This window comes from Streptomyces sp. NPDC046215 (assembly GCF_040646215.1).
In the GTDB taxonomy this organism is placed as follows: domain Bacteria; phylum Actinomycetota; class Actinomycetes; order Streptomycetales; family Streptomycetaceae; genus Streptomyces; species Streptomyces stramineus.
Genome location: NZ_JBEYZW010000057.1, coordinates 1 through 14,167, shown reverse-complemented (window position 1 = coordinate 14,167; position 14,167 = coordinate 1). Strand labels below are relative to the sequence as shown.

Here is a 14,167-nt window from a genome sequence, read left to right as displayed (position 1 = left end):
GCCGCCAGGGCCGCCAGGGCCGCCCGGTGCAGCCGGTCCCGCCCCGGCGGATCCGGCCCGCTGGGCGATGCTCGCCGTCCTGTGCGCGAGCCTCCTGCTGGTGGCCATGGACGCCACCATCCTCAACGTGGCCCTGCCCTCGCTGATCACGGAGATGCAGCCGGACGCCCTGGAACAGCTGTGGATTATTGACATCTACGGGCTGGTGCTGGGCGGGCTCCTCGTCACCGCCGGCGCGGTGGGCGACCGGTTCGGCCGCAAGCTGCTGTTCATCGCCGGGTTCACCGTGTTCGGCGTCGCCTCCGTGCTCGCCGCGACCGCCGGAGTCACCGACAACATCCTCCAGCTGATCGCCGGCCGGGTCCTGCTCGCCATCGGCGGAGCCATGGTGATGCCCTCCACCCTCTCGCTGATCCGCACGATCTTCACCGACCCGCACGAGCGCACCCTCGCGATCGGCGTCTGGGCCGCCGTGGCCGGGGCGGGCGCGGCCATCGGCCCGCTGGTGGGCGGGGTCCTGGTGGACGCGTTCTCCTGGTCGGCCGCCTTCTGGGTGAACGTGCCCATCGTCCTGGTCACCCTCGTCGCGGCCGTCCTGCTGCTCCCCGAGTACCGCAGCCCCTCGCACCACGCCCTCGACCTCGTCTCCGCGCTGCTGTCCGTGGCCGGGATCATCGCCGCCGCCTGGGGCATCAAGCACCTGGCCGGCGGGTTCCGCCCGGTGGACCTGGCCGCGCTGCTGGTGGGCCTGGCCGCCCTGACCTGGTTCGTCCGCCGCCAACTGCTCTCCTCGGACCCCCTCCTGGACGTCCGGCTCTTCGCCAACCGGCCCTTTCTCGCCGCCGCGCTGGCCACCCTCATCGCCATGACGGCCATCGGCGCCGCCCTCTACCTGATCTCCCTGTGGCTGCAGTACGTCCACGGCTACGACGCCCTGCAAGCGGGCCTGCGCACCCTGCCGGTGGCCCTCGCCGCGCTCGCGTCCTCGCTGCTGACACCGTGGCTGCTGCGCCGGATCGGCGTCCGGACCGTGCTGACGGTGGGTCTGGCCGCCCTGCTGTGCGGGTTCGCGGTGCTGGCCGCAGCGCCCCAGCCCCTGGGGTACGGGGCGGTGGCCGTCGCCCTGGTCACCTTCGGCATCGGCGACGGCATGGCCATCACCGCCTCCGCGGCCGTGATGATCTCGGCCGTCCGGCCCGAGCGGGCCGGCCAGGCGGGCGCGGTCTCCGAGAGCGCCTACGAACTGGGCATCGGCTTCGGCGTGGCCCTGCTCGGCAGCGTGCACACCACGCTGTTCCGCTCCGAGATGACCGGACTGCCGGCGCAACTGCGGGGGGACGACCTGGAGACCGCGCGGGAGTCGGTGGGCGGTGCCGACCACGTGGCCCGGTCCTTCGGCCACGACACCGAGGTGGGCCACGCCCTCCTCGACACCGCCCGCACCGCCTACGACGACGCGCTGACCAGCACCTCACTGGTGTCCCTGGGCATCGTGGCGGTGGCCGTCGCGCTGGCGGCCGTCCTCGTGCCACGGGGCTTCCGGGCCGATTCCGCCCACTGAGCCGCGGCTGCGGGCGGGGCGCGCCGGTCCGCCGGGCCCGGCCGGGGCGGCCTGCCCGGCCCGCGCTTCGCCCGCCGGCAGGCCGCCTGCCTCCGCGTCCTCCTCGCGGTGCGGTCCGCGCCGGCCGGCGGATCCGCCGGCCCGTCCCGGACTGTGTCCCCCGGGCCTTGCCGCCGTGCTGCCGTCCACGCGTTCCCGTGCACCCGCCCGCGACCGCCCGCCGGTGCCCGGGCGGATCGAGGGCGATCCCGCTGCCCGGCCCGCGCGCCGGTACCGCCCTTCCCGCCCGTCCGGGCGGTCACGGCTCGGTGATGAGGTCGGTGAGGGCGCGGATGCCGTCCGCGGCCAGGACCCGGCGCTGCCGGTCCGCCGGGGTGCCCCGCCGCAGGAGACGGTGGACCAGCGCGCTCACCTGACGGGTGTCACCCGACTCCGCCAGCGCCTGCTCGATGTGGGCGAGCAGGGAGTGCACGACGTCCTCGGCGCCCCGGCGCTTGCCCTCGGTGTCGACCAGCACCCCCTCCAGCCCGTGCCGGGCCGCGTGCCAGTTCGAGGCGTTCAGCAGCTCCTGGGGACAGTGGGAGACCGGGGGCCCGGTCTTCTCGTCCCGGATGGCCGTGGCCACCAGCGCGCGGACGATGCCCGCGAACATGACGGCGTCGTCGACCCGCAACTGGACGTCCAGGCACCGCACCTCGATGGTGGGGTAGCGGTCCGACAGCCGCGCCTGCCAGTACAGCTGCCCCCGGTCGCTGATCGCCCCGGCCACGAACAGCGCCTGTATCCGCTCCTCGTAGTCGGCGAGGCCGGCGAAGTGCGGGGGCGGCCCGCAGACGGGCCAGCGGCTGTAGACCACGGTGCGCCAGCTGGCGAACCCGGTGTCCAGGCCGTGCCACATCGGGGAATTCGCCGCCATGGCCACCAGCACGGGCAGCCACGGACGGAGCCGGTTCAGGACGGCGACGCCCGTCTCGCGGTCGGGGATGGCGATGTGCACGTGCATGCCGTTGACCAGCTGTTCGTCCACCAGCTGGGGGGCGCGGGCGTGCATGGCCAGATACCGCGGACTGCGCGTGACGGGGACGGGGGCCAGGCCCGCGCGCGGGGACGTCCCGCAGGCGGCGATCCGGCAGCCGTTCTGTTTGGCGGCGGCGCTGACGGCGCGGCGCAGCCGCAGCAGGTGCCGGCTCGCCTCCGCGAGGTCCGTGCAGACCGGAGTGGCTACTTCCACTTGGGCCTGCAGGAGCTCCGCTTGAATCTCCCGCTCGTGCACGGCCGGCTCCAGGTCCAATGCCGCGCAGACCTGCTCTGCCAGGGCTACGGGCAGTGCGGTGGCCGGGTCGAGCAGAAGATACTCCTCCTCGATCCCTAGGGTGAGCATGCCGTATCGCTACCCCCGTGCCCCGGCACCGAACCGCGCGGACCCGGCCGCCGCGTATTTGTGACGCAAAGCAGCCCCGTGTTCGTGCGGGTACCCGTGTCAGGGGCACTCATGTGACGCGATTTCGGTCTTCCGCTTTCTTCAAAGCCCTTTGGATAAAAGGGTTTGCGTGGTTCGCCCGAGGCATCGACAACCCCCGGTTCCGCGGCGGGCGATGAAGTGAAGAAGTTCACAGATGCCCCTTCCGACGCGGGATTCGGGCGTTCCGTGATGCAGGATCTTGGCTCGAACAACAAGATCCCGTCACCGAGGCGGGCGACCCGGGCGGACGCCGAGTCCTGCCGCTGTCCGGGTGCGGACAGATCCCTATGGATCGGCAGGAGCGGGAGACCCGAGCAAGGCGAACCACGATCGCGGTGGTTCTTGGGGTGAAGCCACAACTGTGGCCGGGCAACTTCGACAGCCCGAACCCGACAGGTCATCTTTCGCAGGCGGATGACGAAGGGTTTTGGCATGTCTGCGTTCCCTCGCATACCCGCGCTCGTTTCCAAGGCCGGGGCCGCGTCCGTCCTCACCGCGGCCACCGTGACCGCGTCGATGCTGCTGCCCGGCATGGCCGGTGACGCCCAGGCGGCGACGGCCGGCCAGAGCGCCCTGAAGGTCGCGGCCTCGAAGAAGGGCTCGCCCTACCAGTACGGCGCCGCGGGCCCCAACCGGTTCGACTGCTCGGGCCTGACGCTCTACTCGTTCAAGAAGGTCGGCAAGTCGCTGCCGCGCACCGCCGCCCAGCAGTACAACAAGACCCGGCACCTGTCCGCGGGCTCGCGCCAGGCCGGTGACCTCGTCTTCTTCCACTCCGGCAGCAACGTCTACCACGTGGGCATCTACGCCGGGGACAACAAGATCTGGCACTCGCCCAAGCCCGGCGCGTCCGTCCGGCTGGAGAAGATCTGGAGCAACAGCGTCTGGTACGGCCGCGTCAACTGACGCGCCACCAGGACGCGGCGCGGCCCCCGGCGCCGGGAGGCGTACGCGGGGGCCGGGCCGGCGGGCCGGGGGTCAGGGAATCTGCGCCCCGTAGGCCCGCAGGGCGTCGGTCACCGGCTGGAAGAACGTCTCGCCGCCGGAGCCGCAGTCGCCACTGCCGCCGGAGGTGATCCCCAGGGCGGTGCCGCCGTCGAACAGGGCCCCGCCGCTGTCGCCCGGCTCGGCACAGACCGTGGTGGCGATCATGCCGTCGACCGCGCCCTCCTCGTAATTGACGGTCACGTCGAGGCCGGTCACCTCGCCGTCGTGCAGCCGGGTGGTGCTGCCGCTGCGCCGCACCTGCTCCCCGACGGTCGCCTCACCGGCCGCGGTGATCTCCTGCAGCCGGCCGTTGTAGAGGTTCACCGCGCTGGGGTGGGCCACGGTGGAGGTGTAGCGCACCAGCGCGTAGTCGTTGCCGGGGAAGGACGAGCTCTCCGTCACCCCGATCCGGCCGCCGCCCTGCGAGGCGGACCAGCTGGAGGAGACGTTGCCGCAGTGACCGGCGGTCAGGAAGTACGGCTTGCCGCCCTTGGTGACGTTGAACCCCAGCGAACAGCGCACGCCGCTGCCCCAGATCGCGTCGCCGCCCGCGATGAACGGCCGGAGCTTCCCGGGCGTCCGCCTGAGCGCCGCCTTGTCGCCGAGCCCGGCGACGGCCTTCTCCAGCCGCGCCAGCGCGGTCCCCTCCACCGTGCTGTCGGCGGTGACGGCGAGCCTGTTGGCCCGGGGGTCGACGGACCAGGTGGTGCCCGGTATCGCGGCCTGCGCGGCGAGCGCGCGCCGGGCCGAGGCGAGCTCGGCGGCCGAGTGCCGGACGAACCTGGCCTCGGCGCCCGCCGCCCGCACCGCGTCGGCCGCCTTCCGGCTGACGACGCCGACGACGAGCCGCCGCGCCCCGGCGTCGTAGTACGCACCGGCCGTCTCCGCCGGGAGCGCGGCGGCGAGCCGCTGGGCGAGGCGCGACGCATCGACGCCGGAAAGGGCCTCGGGGCCGGGGGCGGGGGCGGCGTGGGCGTTCGGCAGGGTGAGGGCCGCCGCCGTCAGGGCCGCGGCCGCGGCGCCGGCCAGGGCGGCACGGCGGCGTGCGGGAATGCGTGAGCGTGTCACTCGGGACCTCCTGTGGGGGAGCGCCCGGTGACATCGATGTCCGGGCGCGGAGGACGTACGGGGTGAGCGCGTGCGGGTCGGGTGGGGACCGGGCGCGACACCGGGTGGGGGCCGATGAAAAACGGTCGCGTCCATGTCAAGTGCGATCGAGTATCCGGTCGCCCGGAGCGACGTTCAAGAGCAGCATTCGGCCTTCCGTGCGAGGCGTCCCCGCGCCTCCTGCCGCACAGGGGCACCACGCGCCGCACCACTGACCGCGGGTGACAAGCGGGAACCGCCGTGGAGCGCTGAGCGGACATCGGCCCCCGCGCCTGTCCGATAATCGCTCACCGGCTCGGCCTCCGGTGGGCGCACTCCGCGCACGCGCCGACCTGCCGCACGCCCGTGGCGGACATCGGGCTCCCGCCACCGCCACCTGTACGGGTGATGCCCGCGTCGGAGCGGTGGCAGGGGAGGCCGCTGCTGGAAGGCTGCACGGCATGAGTCGCCGTACCTTCGTCGTCTCGGCCGCCGGCGCGGCTCTCGCCACGACCTTTCCCGGCGCGGGAGGGGCGGCCCCGGCCGCGCCGGCCCTCACCGCCCGGTCCGTGCCGCCCGCGCTGGGGGCGGAGTTCCACGGCATGGGCAAGGGGTACTGGCAGGACGGGCGGCCCCGCCCCGCCTTCCACCGCCACCTCGACACCCTGCGGGCGTACGGCGTCGGCGTCGTCCGCGTCGAGGTCGCCTGGTCCAGGAGCGAGCGCGGCCGGGGCGGGCCCGATCCCGGTCACCCCTACCACCAGCGCCTTCAGGCCCTCCTGGACGCCGTGGCCGGGCGCCGGATGAAGGCGCTCGTCACCCTCCACGGGTCGCCCGCGTGGGCACGGGCGGGCGCGACCCTCCAGGATCCCGCCGCGCGCTTCCCCGACGACCCCGGGGCCGTCACCCCCTGGGCCGCCTGGCTGGCCGCCACCTACGGGGACCGCGTCCACGCCTGGGAGGTGTGGCACGAGCCCAACGTGCCGGACACCACCGGCGTCACCGACCCGGCCGAGCGCACGGCCCGCTACGTCGCGCTGCTCGGGGCGTGCGCGCGGGGGCTGCGGTCGGCCCGCCCGTCCTCCGTCGTGGTGCTGGGCGGGCCCCGCCACACCGACCACCGCTTCGTGCGGGACGTCTACGCGGCGGGCGCCCGCGACCACTTCGACGTCCTGGCTCTCCGCCCCGGCCTCGGCCCCGGCCCGGAGGAGGAGCCCGCCGCCCTGGGGCCGGGGAACTTCCCGGCCGTGGCGGAGGTGATGCGGGCGTACCGGGACGGCGGCAAGCCGGTGTGGTGGACCGGGTTCGCGCCCCTGGCCGGGGACTCCGCGGCCCCGCCGGCGCAGCCGGTGGTCCGGGCCTTCGACCTGGCCCGCGCGCGGCACCCCCAGATCCGCCTGGGGGTGCTGCCCACGGCACACCGGCCCGTCCTGCCGCACCTGGCGGCCCTGCGCACCTACTTCGCCGGGTACGGCGGGCAGCGAGAGCTGCTCTGAGGGGCCGCCCCGGCTTCGCTCAGTCGCGCGCGCAGGTGGTGTCGGCGGCGGGCAGATCGCCCGTCAGCAGGTAGTCGTTGACCGTCTTGTTGGCGCAGGCGTTGGGGTAATACGCGAACACGGCGTGGGTGCGCACGGGGACGGTCACGAGCGTGGAGCCGCGCATCGCCTTGTGCATGCCGAGGCCCTGCTCGTAGGTGGTGCGGGTGTCACCGGTGGCCTGGAGCTGGAGGGCCGGCACGGTGTTGTCGATCTCGGTCCGCCGCTCGTGCGGCTTGTGCTTCCACCAGCCGCACGGCATCGGGGCGTTGACGACGGGGCCGAAGACCGGCTGCCGGGGGCGGACCCGCTCGATGGTCCTGCGGTACTCCTCCGGGTCGCCCGGCATCGTGGTGTCCGCGCAGAGGACGGCGAGCTGCGCGGCGTAGTCGGCTCGGGTGCCGTTCTCGTCGGCGCCGGTGGGGAACATGGCGGCCAGCAGGCCGGCCAGCCGCTCGGTGGCCTCGACCTTCCTGCCCGCCGCGGCGTCGGCGAGCTGCCGCAGGACGGCGGCGTACTGCGCGTTGTCGAAGTCGTCGGTACCCATGGCGAAGAGGATGAACGGCAGGTTCTGCGCGTCCAGCCGGTACGTGCCGATGGCGATCGGGCGCTCGGCGGCCCGGCGCACCAGGCCCTCGACCGTGGCGCGCACGGCCGCGGGCGTCTTCCCCAGGTGGTAAACCGCGTCCCGCGGTGCGGCCCAGGCCGCCAGCTCGTCCAGGGCCTTCTCGTTGGCCGGGCCCATCGCCTGGGTGGTCTTGCGGCCGTACTCGCGGGGGTTCAAGGCGCTGTCGAGGACGAGCCGGTCCACCTTGCCCGGGAACATCTGCGCGTACACGGCGCCGAGGTAGGTGCCGTAGGACTGGCCGAACCACGAGGTCTTCCGCTCGCGCAGGGCACCGCGTACGACGTCCACGTCGCGGGCGATGTTGCGCGTGGAGTAGTGCCGCAGTGAGTCGCCGTATGCGCTGTCGCACTTGGCGGCGTCGTCGGCGGCCTGCTTCGCGACCCGGTCGAACGCGGCCCGGTCGAAGCCGGTGCCCCGCAGCCAGCTGAGGCTGTTCAGCCCGCAGTCGAGCGGTTCGCTCTTCCCCAGGCCCCGGGTGTCCATGCCGATGACGTCGTACGCCGCCGCCACCTGCGGGGTCATCTTGGCGCGCAGCGCGGCGGGGAAGTCCAGGCCCCGCCCGCCGGGGCCGCCGGGGTTGGTCTGGATGATGCCCCGGCGGGCGGTGGCCGGGCCGGTGGCCTTCAGCCGGGAGACGGCGACGGAGAGGGTACGGCCGGTGGGCGCGGCGTAGTCGAGCGGCACGGTGACCTTCGCGCACTCGGTGCCGGTCCGGGCCAGGTCCGGACTCTCGCAGGGCCCCCACCGGACGTTCTGCTGGTAGAAGCGGTCGAGCGCCTTGGGGGCGCCGGTCGCGGAGGTGCCCGGCTCAGGCCGGGGGCGAGGCTGGTCGGCACCGGCGTCGGCGGACGCCGCGAGGACGAGGGCCAGGGCCGCGGCGGTCACCGCGGTCAGGGTGGATTTCATGATCACAAACCTAGGAAATCCACCCCTGCGTGCCCAGCGGCCCAGCCCCCGGAAAGGAGGTGGAGCAAACCCCCGGGTCCGCCCGGGGGTTTCCCTCAGGGCGAGGCGGCCCGCCTCGCCCTGAGGGAAGGTTTCGCTTAAGTCAGGTCAGGTCGCCCTTGTCGTGCCGGACCTGGCTGTCGGGGCCCGGGCTCATGATCGACTCATGGCCGTTCGCGGCCCGCACCTTGAAGGGGGGCGTGCCGTCCGGTCCGAGGACCTCGACGATCTCGACGACCCGGTCGTGCTCACCGACGACCCGGCCGTGCATCACCAGCCGGTCACCCTTGCTCGCATGCATGATCCGCACCTTCCGCTGTGCACAGCGTTCCGTGCTGTTCATCGTAAGGTCCGCCCCGCCGCGGCGCCTGCCGGGAATCCGCGGGGCGCCCCGGCGGTTCGATCATGTGGCGGTGCCCGGGTCGCGGGCACCGCGGCTCAGCTCGCCGAAGGGACCTCGCATGACCGCTCCCGTCTTCAGCCCCGCCTCCGGCGCTCCGCTCGCCGGCCGTGAGGTCGTCATCGTCGGCGGGGGCTCGGGCATCGGCCTGGAGGTCGCCCGCCGCGCCGTCGCCGGCGGCGCCCGGGTGACGCTCGGCGGGCGCGGCGCGGACCGGCTCGCGGCGGCGGCCGAGTCGCTCGGGGAACGGGCGCGGTGGCACGTGGTCGACACCACCGACCAGGAGTCGCTGGCCGCGTTCTTCGCCGGCGTCGACCGGGTCGACCACCTCTTCACCCCGGCGGCCTCCTACCGGGTCGGTCCCATGCGGGAGCTGAGCGACAGCGACGCGGAGAGCCCCTTCGTCTCGAAGTTCTGGGGGCAGTACCACACCGTCAAGCACGCCGCTGCGAAGCTGACTCCGGACGCCTCCGTCGTGCTGATGGCCGGTGCCGCGAGCGTCCGGCCACCGGCCGCGGCACCGGCGTACGTGGCCTGCAACGCGGCGATCGAGGGGCTGGGGCGCGGCCTCGCCGTGGAACTCGCCCCCGTGCGCGTCAACGTGGTCTCGCCCGGCACCGTCGACGGCAATCTGTGGGCCGGGCGCCCGGACCGGGTGCGGGAGGAGAGCTTCGCGCAGTACGGCCGGGACGCGCTGCTCGGCAGGGTCGGCACGGAGGCCGAGATCGCCGACGCGGTGCTCTTCCTCTTCACCAGCACCTTCACCACCGGCTCGACGCTCTACCCCGACGGCGGCTACGCGCTGCGCTGAGCGACGCGGTGCAGAGGCCGGTGCGGGGCCGCTGTGCCGCGGCCCCGCACCGCCCGGACTCCGTCAGGAGCCGCTGCCGTACGGGCGGGTGAGGACCTCCATGTAGTGCCCCGACGGGTCCAGGAAGTACACGCCGCGTCCGCCGTCGTTGTGGTTGATCTCGCCGGGCCGCTCCTGACGCGGGTCGGCCCAGTACGGTGTCCCGGTGTCCCGCATGCGCTCGAAGATCCCGTCGAAGTCCTCCTCGGCGACGAGGAAGGCGTAGTGCTGGGCCGCGATGTCCGGGCCGGTCTCGGCGAAGTCCAGCGTGACGCCGTTGTCCGTCGTGACGGGCAGGAACCGGCCCAGGGGCGGGCCGACTTCAAGGCCCAGGACGGTCGCCAGGAACACGGCGGAGGCCCGGCGGTCCCGGGCGTGGATGATGGTGTGGTTCAGCTCGATCGGCATGGTGGAATGCCTCCGTAGGCATCTCACAGGCACCTCGTGCGCCTCACCCGGACGGTGACGACGTTCGATGCCGCGCTGGAGATCGTAAGCGACGCCCGGGGCCGCCCGCCAGAGGGAGAAGGAACGCCCGCCCGGAGTCCGTCCCGGGCGGGCGTGCGATGCCTCAATGAGCCTCAGCGCGCCGTCAGTGGCCCCGCGCGATCCAGTCCGCGAGGGCCGGGGCCTCCGCGCCGACCGTGGTGCTGTCACCGTGCCCCGTGCGCACCACCGTCTCCGGCGGCAGCGTCAGCAGCCGGTCCCGGATGGAGTCGACGATGGTGGGGAAGTCGGAGAACGACCGGCCCGTCGCCCCGGGCCCGCCCTGGAAGAGAGTGTCCCCGGTGAAGACGGTGCCCAGCGCGGGCGCGTACAGGCAGACCCCGCCGGGGCTGTGGCCCGGGGTGTGCAGGACGGTCAGCGTGACGCCGGCGACGGACAGCTCCTGCCCGTCCGTCAGGGAGCCGCCGGGGGCCGCGCCGGGGTGCGTCTGCTCCCACAGCTCGCGGTCGTCCGGGTGCAGGAGAACCACGGCCCCGGTGCGGGCGGCGAGCTCGGGGGCCGCGTCGATGTGGTCGTTGTGCGCGTGGGTGCACACCACGGCCGTCAGCCGGCGGCCGCCCACCGCCTTCTCGATCGCCGCGGCGTCGTGGGCCGCGTCGATGACGAGGACCTCCCGGTCGTCCCCGACGAGCCAGACGTTGTTGTCGACGTCCCAGCAGCCGCCGTCGAGGGCGAACGTGCCGGACGTGACGAGGTGTTCGATGCGGGCGGTCGTCACAGCTCCACCACCGAGCGCAGGACCTCGCCCTTCTCCATGCGGGCGAACGCCTCCTCGACCTCGTCCAGCGCGATCGTCTCGCTGACGAACGCGTCGAGGTCGAGCCGCCCCTGGAGGTAGAGGTCGATCAGGAGAGGGAAGTCGCGGGAGGGCAGGCAGTCGCCGTACCAGGAGGACTTCAGCGCGCCGCCGCGCCCGAAGACGTCCAGCAGCGGCAGCTCCAGCTTCATCTCGGGCGTCGGCACGCCCACCAGGACCACGGTGCCGGCCAGGTCGCGGGCGTAGAACGCCTGCCGGTAGGTCTCCGGGCGGCCGACCGCGTCGATCACGACGTCCGCGCCGAAGCCGCCGGTCAGCGCACGGATCGCCTCGACGGCGTCGTCCGAGCGGGAGTTGACGGTGTGGGTGGCGCCCAGGGACGCGGCCGTGGCCAGCTTGGCGTCGGAGAGGTCCACCGCGATGATCTTCGAGGCGCCGGCCAGCCGCGCGCCCGCGACGGCCGCGCTGCCCACGCCGCCGCAGCCGATCACCGCGACGGTGTCGCCGCGGCCCACCGCGCCGGTGTTGATCGCCGCGCCCAGGCCCGCCATCACACCGCAGCCCAGCAGCCCGGCCGCGGCCGGGGAGGCGGCGGGGTCGACCTTGGTGCACTGCCCGGCGGCCACCAGGGTCTTCTCGGCGAAGGCGCCGATGCCGAGCGCGGGGGAGAGCTCGGTGCCGTCGGTGAGCGTCATCCGCTGCTCGGCGTTGTGGGTGTTGAAGCAGTACCAGGGGCGCCCGCGCAGACACGCCCGGCACTGCCCGCAGACCGCACGCCAGTTGAGGATCACGAAGTCACCCGGGGCCACCTCGCTCACCCCCTCGCCGACCGACTCCACGACGCCCGCGGCCTCGTGGCCGAGGAGGAAGGGGAACTCGTCGTTGATCCCGCCCTCCCGGTAGTGCAGGTCGGTGTGGCACACCCCGCACGCCTGGATCTTCACGACCGCCTCACCCGGGCCGGGGTCCGGCACCACGATCGTCGCGACCTCGACGGGTCGGCCCTTGCCTCGGGCGATGACACCGCGTACTTCTTGCGCCATGGGGAGCTGCCTGCCTTTCTCGGTGATGAAGCCGGTGTCCACTCTGCGCCGGAACGGGAGCGGTGTCCAACACACCAACCCGATCACATTCAGCAGAAGTGATGCTCAATCGGCATTCACCGGCCTGACTGGTCCCGACCATTGTTGATCATGTCCAGGAGGGCCCGGGCCGCGGCGCCCGGCCGCCCGGCGGCGGGCACCGCCACCCCCACCTTCCAGGACGTCGCCCCCGCCAGCGGCACCGCGCTCAGCCCCCGCGCCTGCTCCTTGAGCGTCACCGGCCGGGGCACCACCGCGGCCCCCAGGCCCCGGGAGACGAGGTCGAGCAGCGTGTAGACGTCGTTGACCTGGAGCGCCACCTTCCGGGTCACTCCCGCCTCGGCGAACGCCGAGTCCGCGGCCCGCCGCGCGCCCCAGTCCGGGTGGAGGTCGACGAAGACCTCCCCGGCCAGCCGCGCCGGCGGCACCGGGCCGCCGAGCCCCGCCAGCGGATGGTCCGCCCGGCACAGCAGCATCAGCGGCTCCTCGGCGATCCGGTGCAGCCGCACCCCCTCGTGGACGTCGTCGTGGACGACGAACGCCACATCGAGCTCGCCCCGCCGTATCTGCTCCAGCAGCCGCCCGGAGCCCGCCTGTTCCAGATGGATCTCCACCTGGGGGTGGCGGTCGTGGAAGGCGGCCAGCAGGGCCGCGGCGTCGACCGTGCCCATGCACTGCTCGGTGCCCACCGACAGCGTGCCGCCCAGCAGGCCCTGCACCGCCGCGACGGCCTCCCGGGCCGCCGCCGCGCAGGCCAGCGTCCGCCGCGCCTCGCCCAGGAGCGCCCGGCCCGCGCCGGTGAGGCCGACCCGCCGCGTGGTGCGGACGAACAGCTGGGCACCCAGCTCGCGTTCCAGGGCGCGCACCGAAGCCGACACCCCGGACTGGGCCACGCGCAGCCGCTCGGCGGCACGGGTGAAGTGCTGCTCCTCGGCGACGGCCACAAAGTGTTCGAGGTGTCGGAGTTCCATGATTGAGCATGGTAGGTGCTGGATGTGCCCCGATCGGCCGACCCGGCGCCGGCGGCTGCGCGCCGGGCGGGCGGAGACGGGCCGGAATGCCGGGTACCGGGGCCCTGGCCACCCCGTCCGGGCCCTTTTCACTCCTCCACCACCCACACTTCCCGGCCAACTCGCCACACCACCGCAACCCGGCCTCCTGCCTCACACCAGCTCCGGGAGTCACACCGGGGCGGTCGCCCCTGGCCGATCCTGTGCGGTGGGTACAGCCAAGACCCGAGGTCTCTGTCTACGCTCCCTCGCCATGCGCAGACCAACACCGGGACGGCTCAGCCTGTCCGCGATACTCGCCTTCGTCGTCGCCCTGCTGGGCCTGGCCGCCCAGCCGGCCTCCGCCGCCGACACCCCGCCCATGACGATCGCCGTCGACAAGGCGTCCGCGACGCCGGGGTCCACGGTCACCATCAAGCTGACGTTCACCAACGACCAGTCCACCAACGCCCAGTTCGTGTACCAGTCGATCCAGCCGACGTGGAACACCTCGTCGGACCCGGGGCTGAAGTACGCCTTCTCCGAGTGCACCGGGGACACGACCTCGTGCACCGTGGCCGCCAAGCAGAGCGGCGCGGTCAGCTACAGCGTGCCGGTCCTGCCGGGCGCCAGCCGTACCGTCACGCTGACCTACCAGGTCGCCGCCGACTCGGCGTGCGGCCCCAGCCGGCGGATCGAGTTCTACACCTACCTCTACTACGAGTACCAGGGCGGGCAGGCCAAGAAGGACGGGATGTACCCGGTGGGCGGCACCGACATCACGTGCCCGGCCGCGACACCGGCCGGCGCCGGGCGCTGAGCGCGCACAGCCACGGAGCCGGCCGATCCCGCCCGGGGAGGCGGGATTTCCGCGGACTTCCCAGGGCAGCCATAAGAAAATTGTAGGGTAAAAGCACCATTTCGGCCGGTGGGGCGGGGATTAGCTCCGGCGGGTGAAGGGCGCGAGGCGAAGGACATTTCTCCGCCACGGTGCGGGGAAGGTGGAGACGCCGGGGTTGCTCGTGAAGACCGTGGCCGGTGCGACGACAGCGCACCGTTGGCTTGGGAAAAAAGGGAATGGAACCGATGGCAACAGGCAAGGTGAAGTGGTTCAACGCGGACAAGGGCTTCGGCTTCATCGCGCAGGACGACGGCGGCCCGGACGTGTTCGTGCACTTCTCGGCCATCCAGACCACCGGCTTCAAGGAGCTGTATGAGGACGACCTCGTCGAATACGACGTGACGCAGGGGCCCAAGGGCCCCCAGGCGGAGAACGTCACCAAGCTTTAGCCTGGCCGACGGGTCGTGGGGGGTGGGCGCCCCCGCGCCGCGGGGGTGGACCCCCCCCCCCCGGGCGGGGGGGGTGTGGTGTTTTGGT

General features: G+C 73.4%; 14 protein-coding genes and 1 riboswitch. Of the genes, 6 read left to right on the top strand and 8 right to left on the bottom strand.

The window, feature by feature from the left end; genetic code table 11:
- Nucleotides 1-67: 67 nt before the first annotated feature.
- Complete coding sequence (locus ABZ951_RS23015) at nt 68-1,561, top strand: MFS transporter (protein ID WP_344096276.1); 1,494 nt, start codon at nt 68-70, stop codon at nt 1,559-1,561.
- Between the two features lie 298 nt (nt 1,562-1,859).
- Here the strand turns inward: ABZ951_RS23015 and ABZ951_RS23010 are convergent, their stop codons facing one another.
- On the bottom strand, nt 1,860-2,942 hold the full coding sequence (locus ABZ951_RS23010) for a glutamate--cysteine ligase (protein ID WP_344095507.1): 1,083 nt from the start codon (nt 2,940-2,942) through the stop codon (nt 1,860-1,862).
- A 346-nt stretch (nt 2,943-3,288) separates the two neighbouring features.
- Nucleotides 3,289-3,452: riboswitch (cyclic di-AMP (ydaO/yuaA leader) on the top strand.
- 3 nt (nt 3,453-3,455) lie between these two features.
- On the opposite strand from ABZ951_RS23010, the gene ABZ951_RS23005 reads away from it, so the two are divergent.
- Nucleotides 3,456-3,929: a C40 family peptidase gene (locus ABZ951_RS23005; protein ID WP_344095505.1), complete on the top strand. Its 474-nt coding sequence runs from the start codon at nt 3,456-3,458 to the stop codon at nt 3,927-3,929.
- 72 nt (nt 3,930-4,001) lie between these two features.
- Here ABZ951_RS23005 and ABZ951_RS23000 read toward each other — a convergent pair whose 3' ends face one another.
- Nucleotides 4,002-5,078 carry a S1 family peptidase gene (locus tag ABZ951_RS23000; RefSeq protein ID WP_361280572.1) on the bottom strand — a complete coding sequence of 359 codons (1,077 nt, stop codon included), beginning with the start codon at nt 5,076-5,078 and terminating at the stop codon, nt 4,002-4,004.
- Between the two features lie 479 nt (nt 5,079-5,557).
- Here ABZ951_RS23000 and ABZ951_RS22995 point away from each other — a divergent pair, with 479 nt between their 5' ends.
- On the top strand, nt 5,558-6,592 hold the full coding sequence (locus ABZ951_RS22995; protein WP_344095501.1) for a hypothetical protein: 1,035 nt from the start codon (nt 5,558-5,560) through the stop codon (nt 6,590-6,592).
- A 19-nt stretch (nt 6,593-6,611) separates the two neighbouring features.
- Here the strand turns inward: ABZ951_RS22995 and ABZ951_RS22990 are convergent, their stop codons facing one another.
- Both ABZ951_RS22990 and ABZ951_RS22985 read right to left on the bottom strand, forming a co-directional pair.
- Nucleotides 6,612-8,165 (bottom strand): alpha/beta fold hydrolase, encoded by a 1,554-nt coding sequence (locus tag ABZ951_RS22990; RefSeq protein ID WP_344095499.1) that lies wholly within the window; start codon nt 8,163-8,165, stop codon nt 6,612-6,614.
- A gap of 142 nt (nt 8,166-8,307) precedes the next feature.
- Entirely contained in the window at nt 8,308-8,505 is a 198-nt protein-coding gene (locus tag ABZ951_RS22985) for a DUF1918 domain-containing protein (protein ID WP_344095497.1), read from the bottom strand.
- Between the two features lie 160 nt (nt 8,506-8,665).
- Here ABZ951_RS22985 and ABZ951_RS22980 point away from each other — a divergent pair, with 160 nt between their 5' ends.
- Complete coding sequence (locus ABZ951_RS22980; RefSeq protein WP_344095495.1) at nt 8,666-9,415, top strand: SDR family oxidoreductase; 750 nt, start codon at nt 8,666-8,668, stop codon at nt 9,413-9,415.
- A 63-nt stretch (nt 9,416-9,478) separates the two neighbouring features.
- Here the strand turns inward: ABZ951_RS22980 and ABZ951_RS22975 are convergent, their stop codons facing one another.
- The 4 genes from ABZ951_RS22975 to ABZ951_RS22960 form a co-directional block, all read right to left on the bottom strand.
- Nucleotides 9,479-9,862, bottom strand: coding sequence for a VOC family protein (locus ABZ951_RS22975; RefSeq protein ID WP_344095493.1), 384 nt, complete (start codon nt 9,860-9,862; stop codon nt 9,479-9,481).
- Nucleotides 9,863-10,046: 184 nt separating this feature from the next.
- Complete coding sequence (locus ABZ951_RS22970; RefSeq protein WP_344095491.1) at nt 10,047-10,679, bottom strand: MBL fold metallo-hydrolase; 633 nt, start codon at nt 10,677-10,679, stop codon at nt 10,047-10,049.
- The gene (locus ABZ951_RS22965) at nt 10,676-11,761 is read right to left on the bottom strand and encodes an S-(hydroxymethyl)mycothiol dehydrogenase (protein WP_344095489.1); all 1,086 of its coding nucleotides are present in this window, start codon (nt 11,759-11,761) and stop codon (nt 10,676-10,678) included. The genes ABZ951_RS22970 and ABZ951_RS22965 overlap by 4 nt, the downstream gene beginning before the upstream one ends.
- A 116-nt stretch (nt 11,762-11,877) precedes the next feature.
- A complete protein-coding gene (locus ABZ951_RS22960) occupies nt 11,878-12,771 on the bottom strand; it encodes a LysR family transcriptional regulator (RefSeq protein ID WP_344095487.1) in 894 nt (297 codons plus the stop codon).
- 292 nt (nt 12,772-13,063) lie between these two features.
- Between ABZ951_RS22960 and ABZ951_RS22955 the strand changes: the two genes are divergently transcribed.
- Nucleotides 13,064-13,609 carry a hypothetical protein gene (locus ABZ951_RS22955; RefSeq protein WP_344095485.1) on the top strand — a complete coding sequence of 182 codons (546 nt, stop codon included), beginning with the start codon at nt 13,064-13,066 and terminating at the stop codon, nt 13,607-13,609.
- 266 nt (nt 13,610-13,875) lie between these two features.
- Nucleotides 13,876-14,079: a cold-shock protein gene (locus tag ABZ951_RS22950; RefSeq protein WP_340491335.1), complete on the top strand. Its 204-nt coding sequence runs from the start codon at nt 13,876-13,878 to the stop codon at nt 14,077-14,079.
- Nucleotides 14,080-14,167 lie beyond the last annotated feature (88 nt).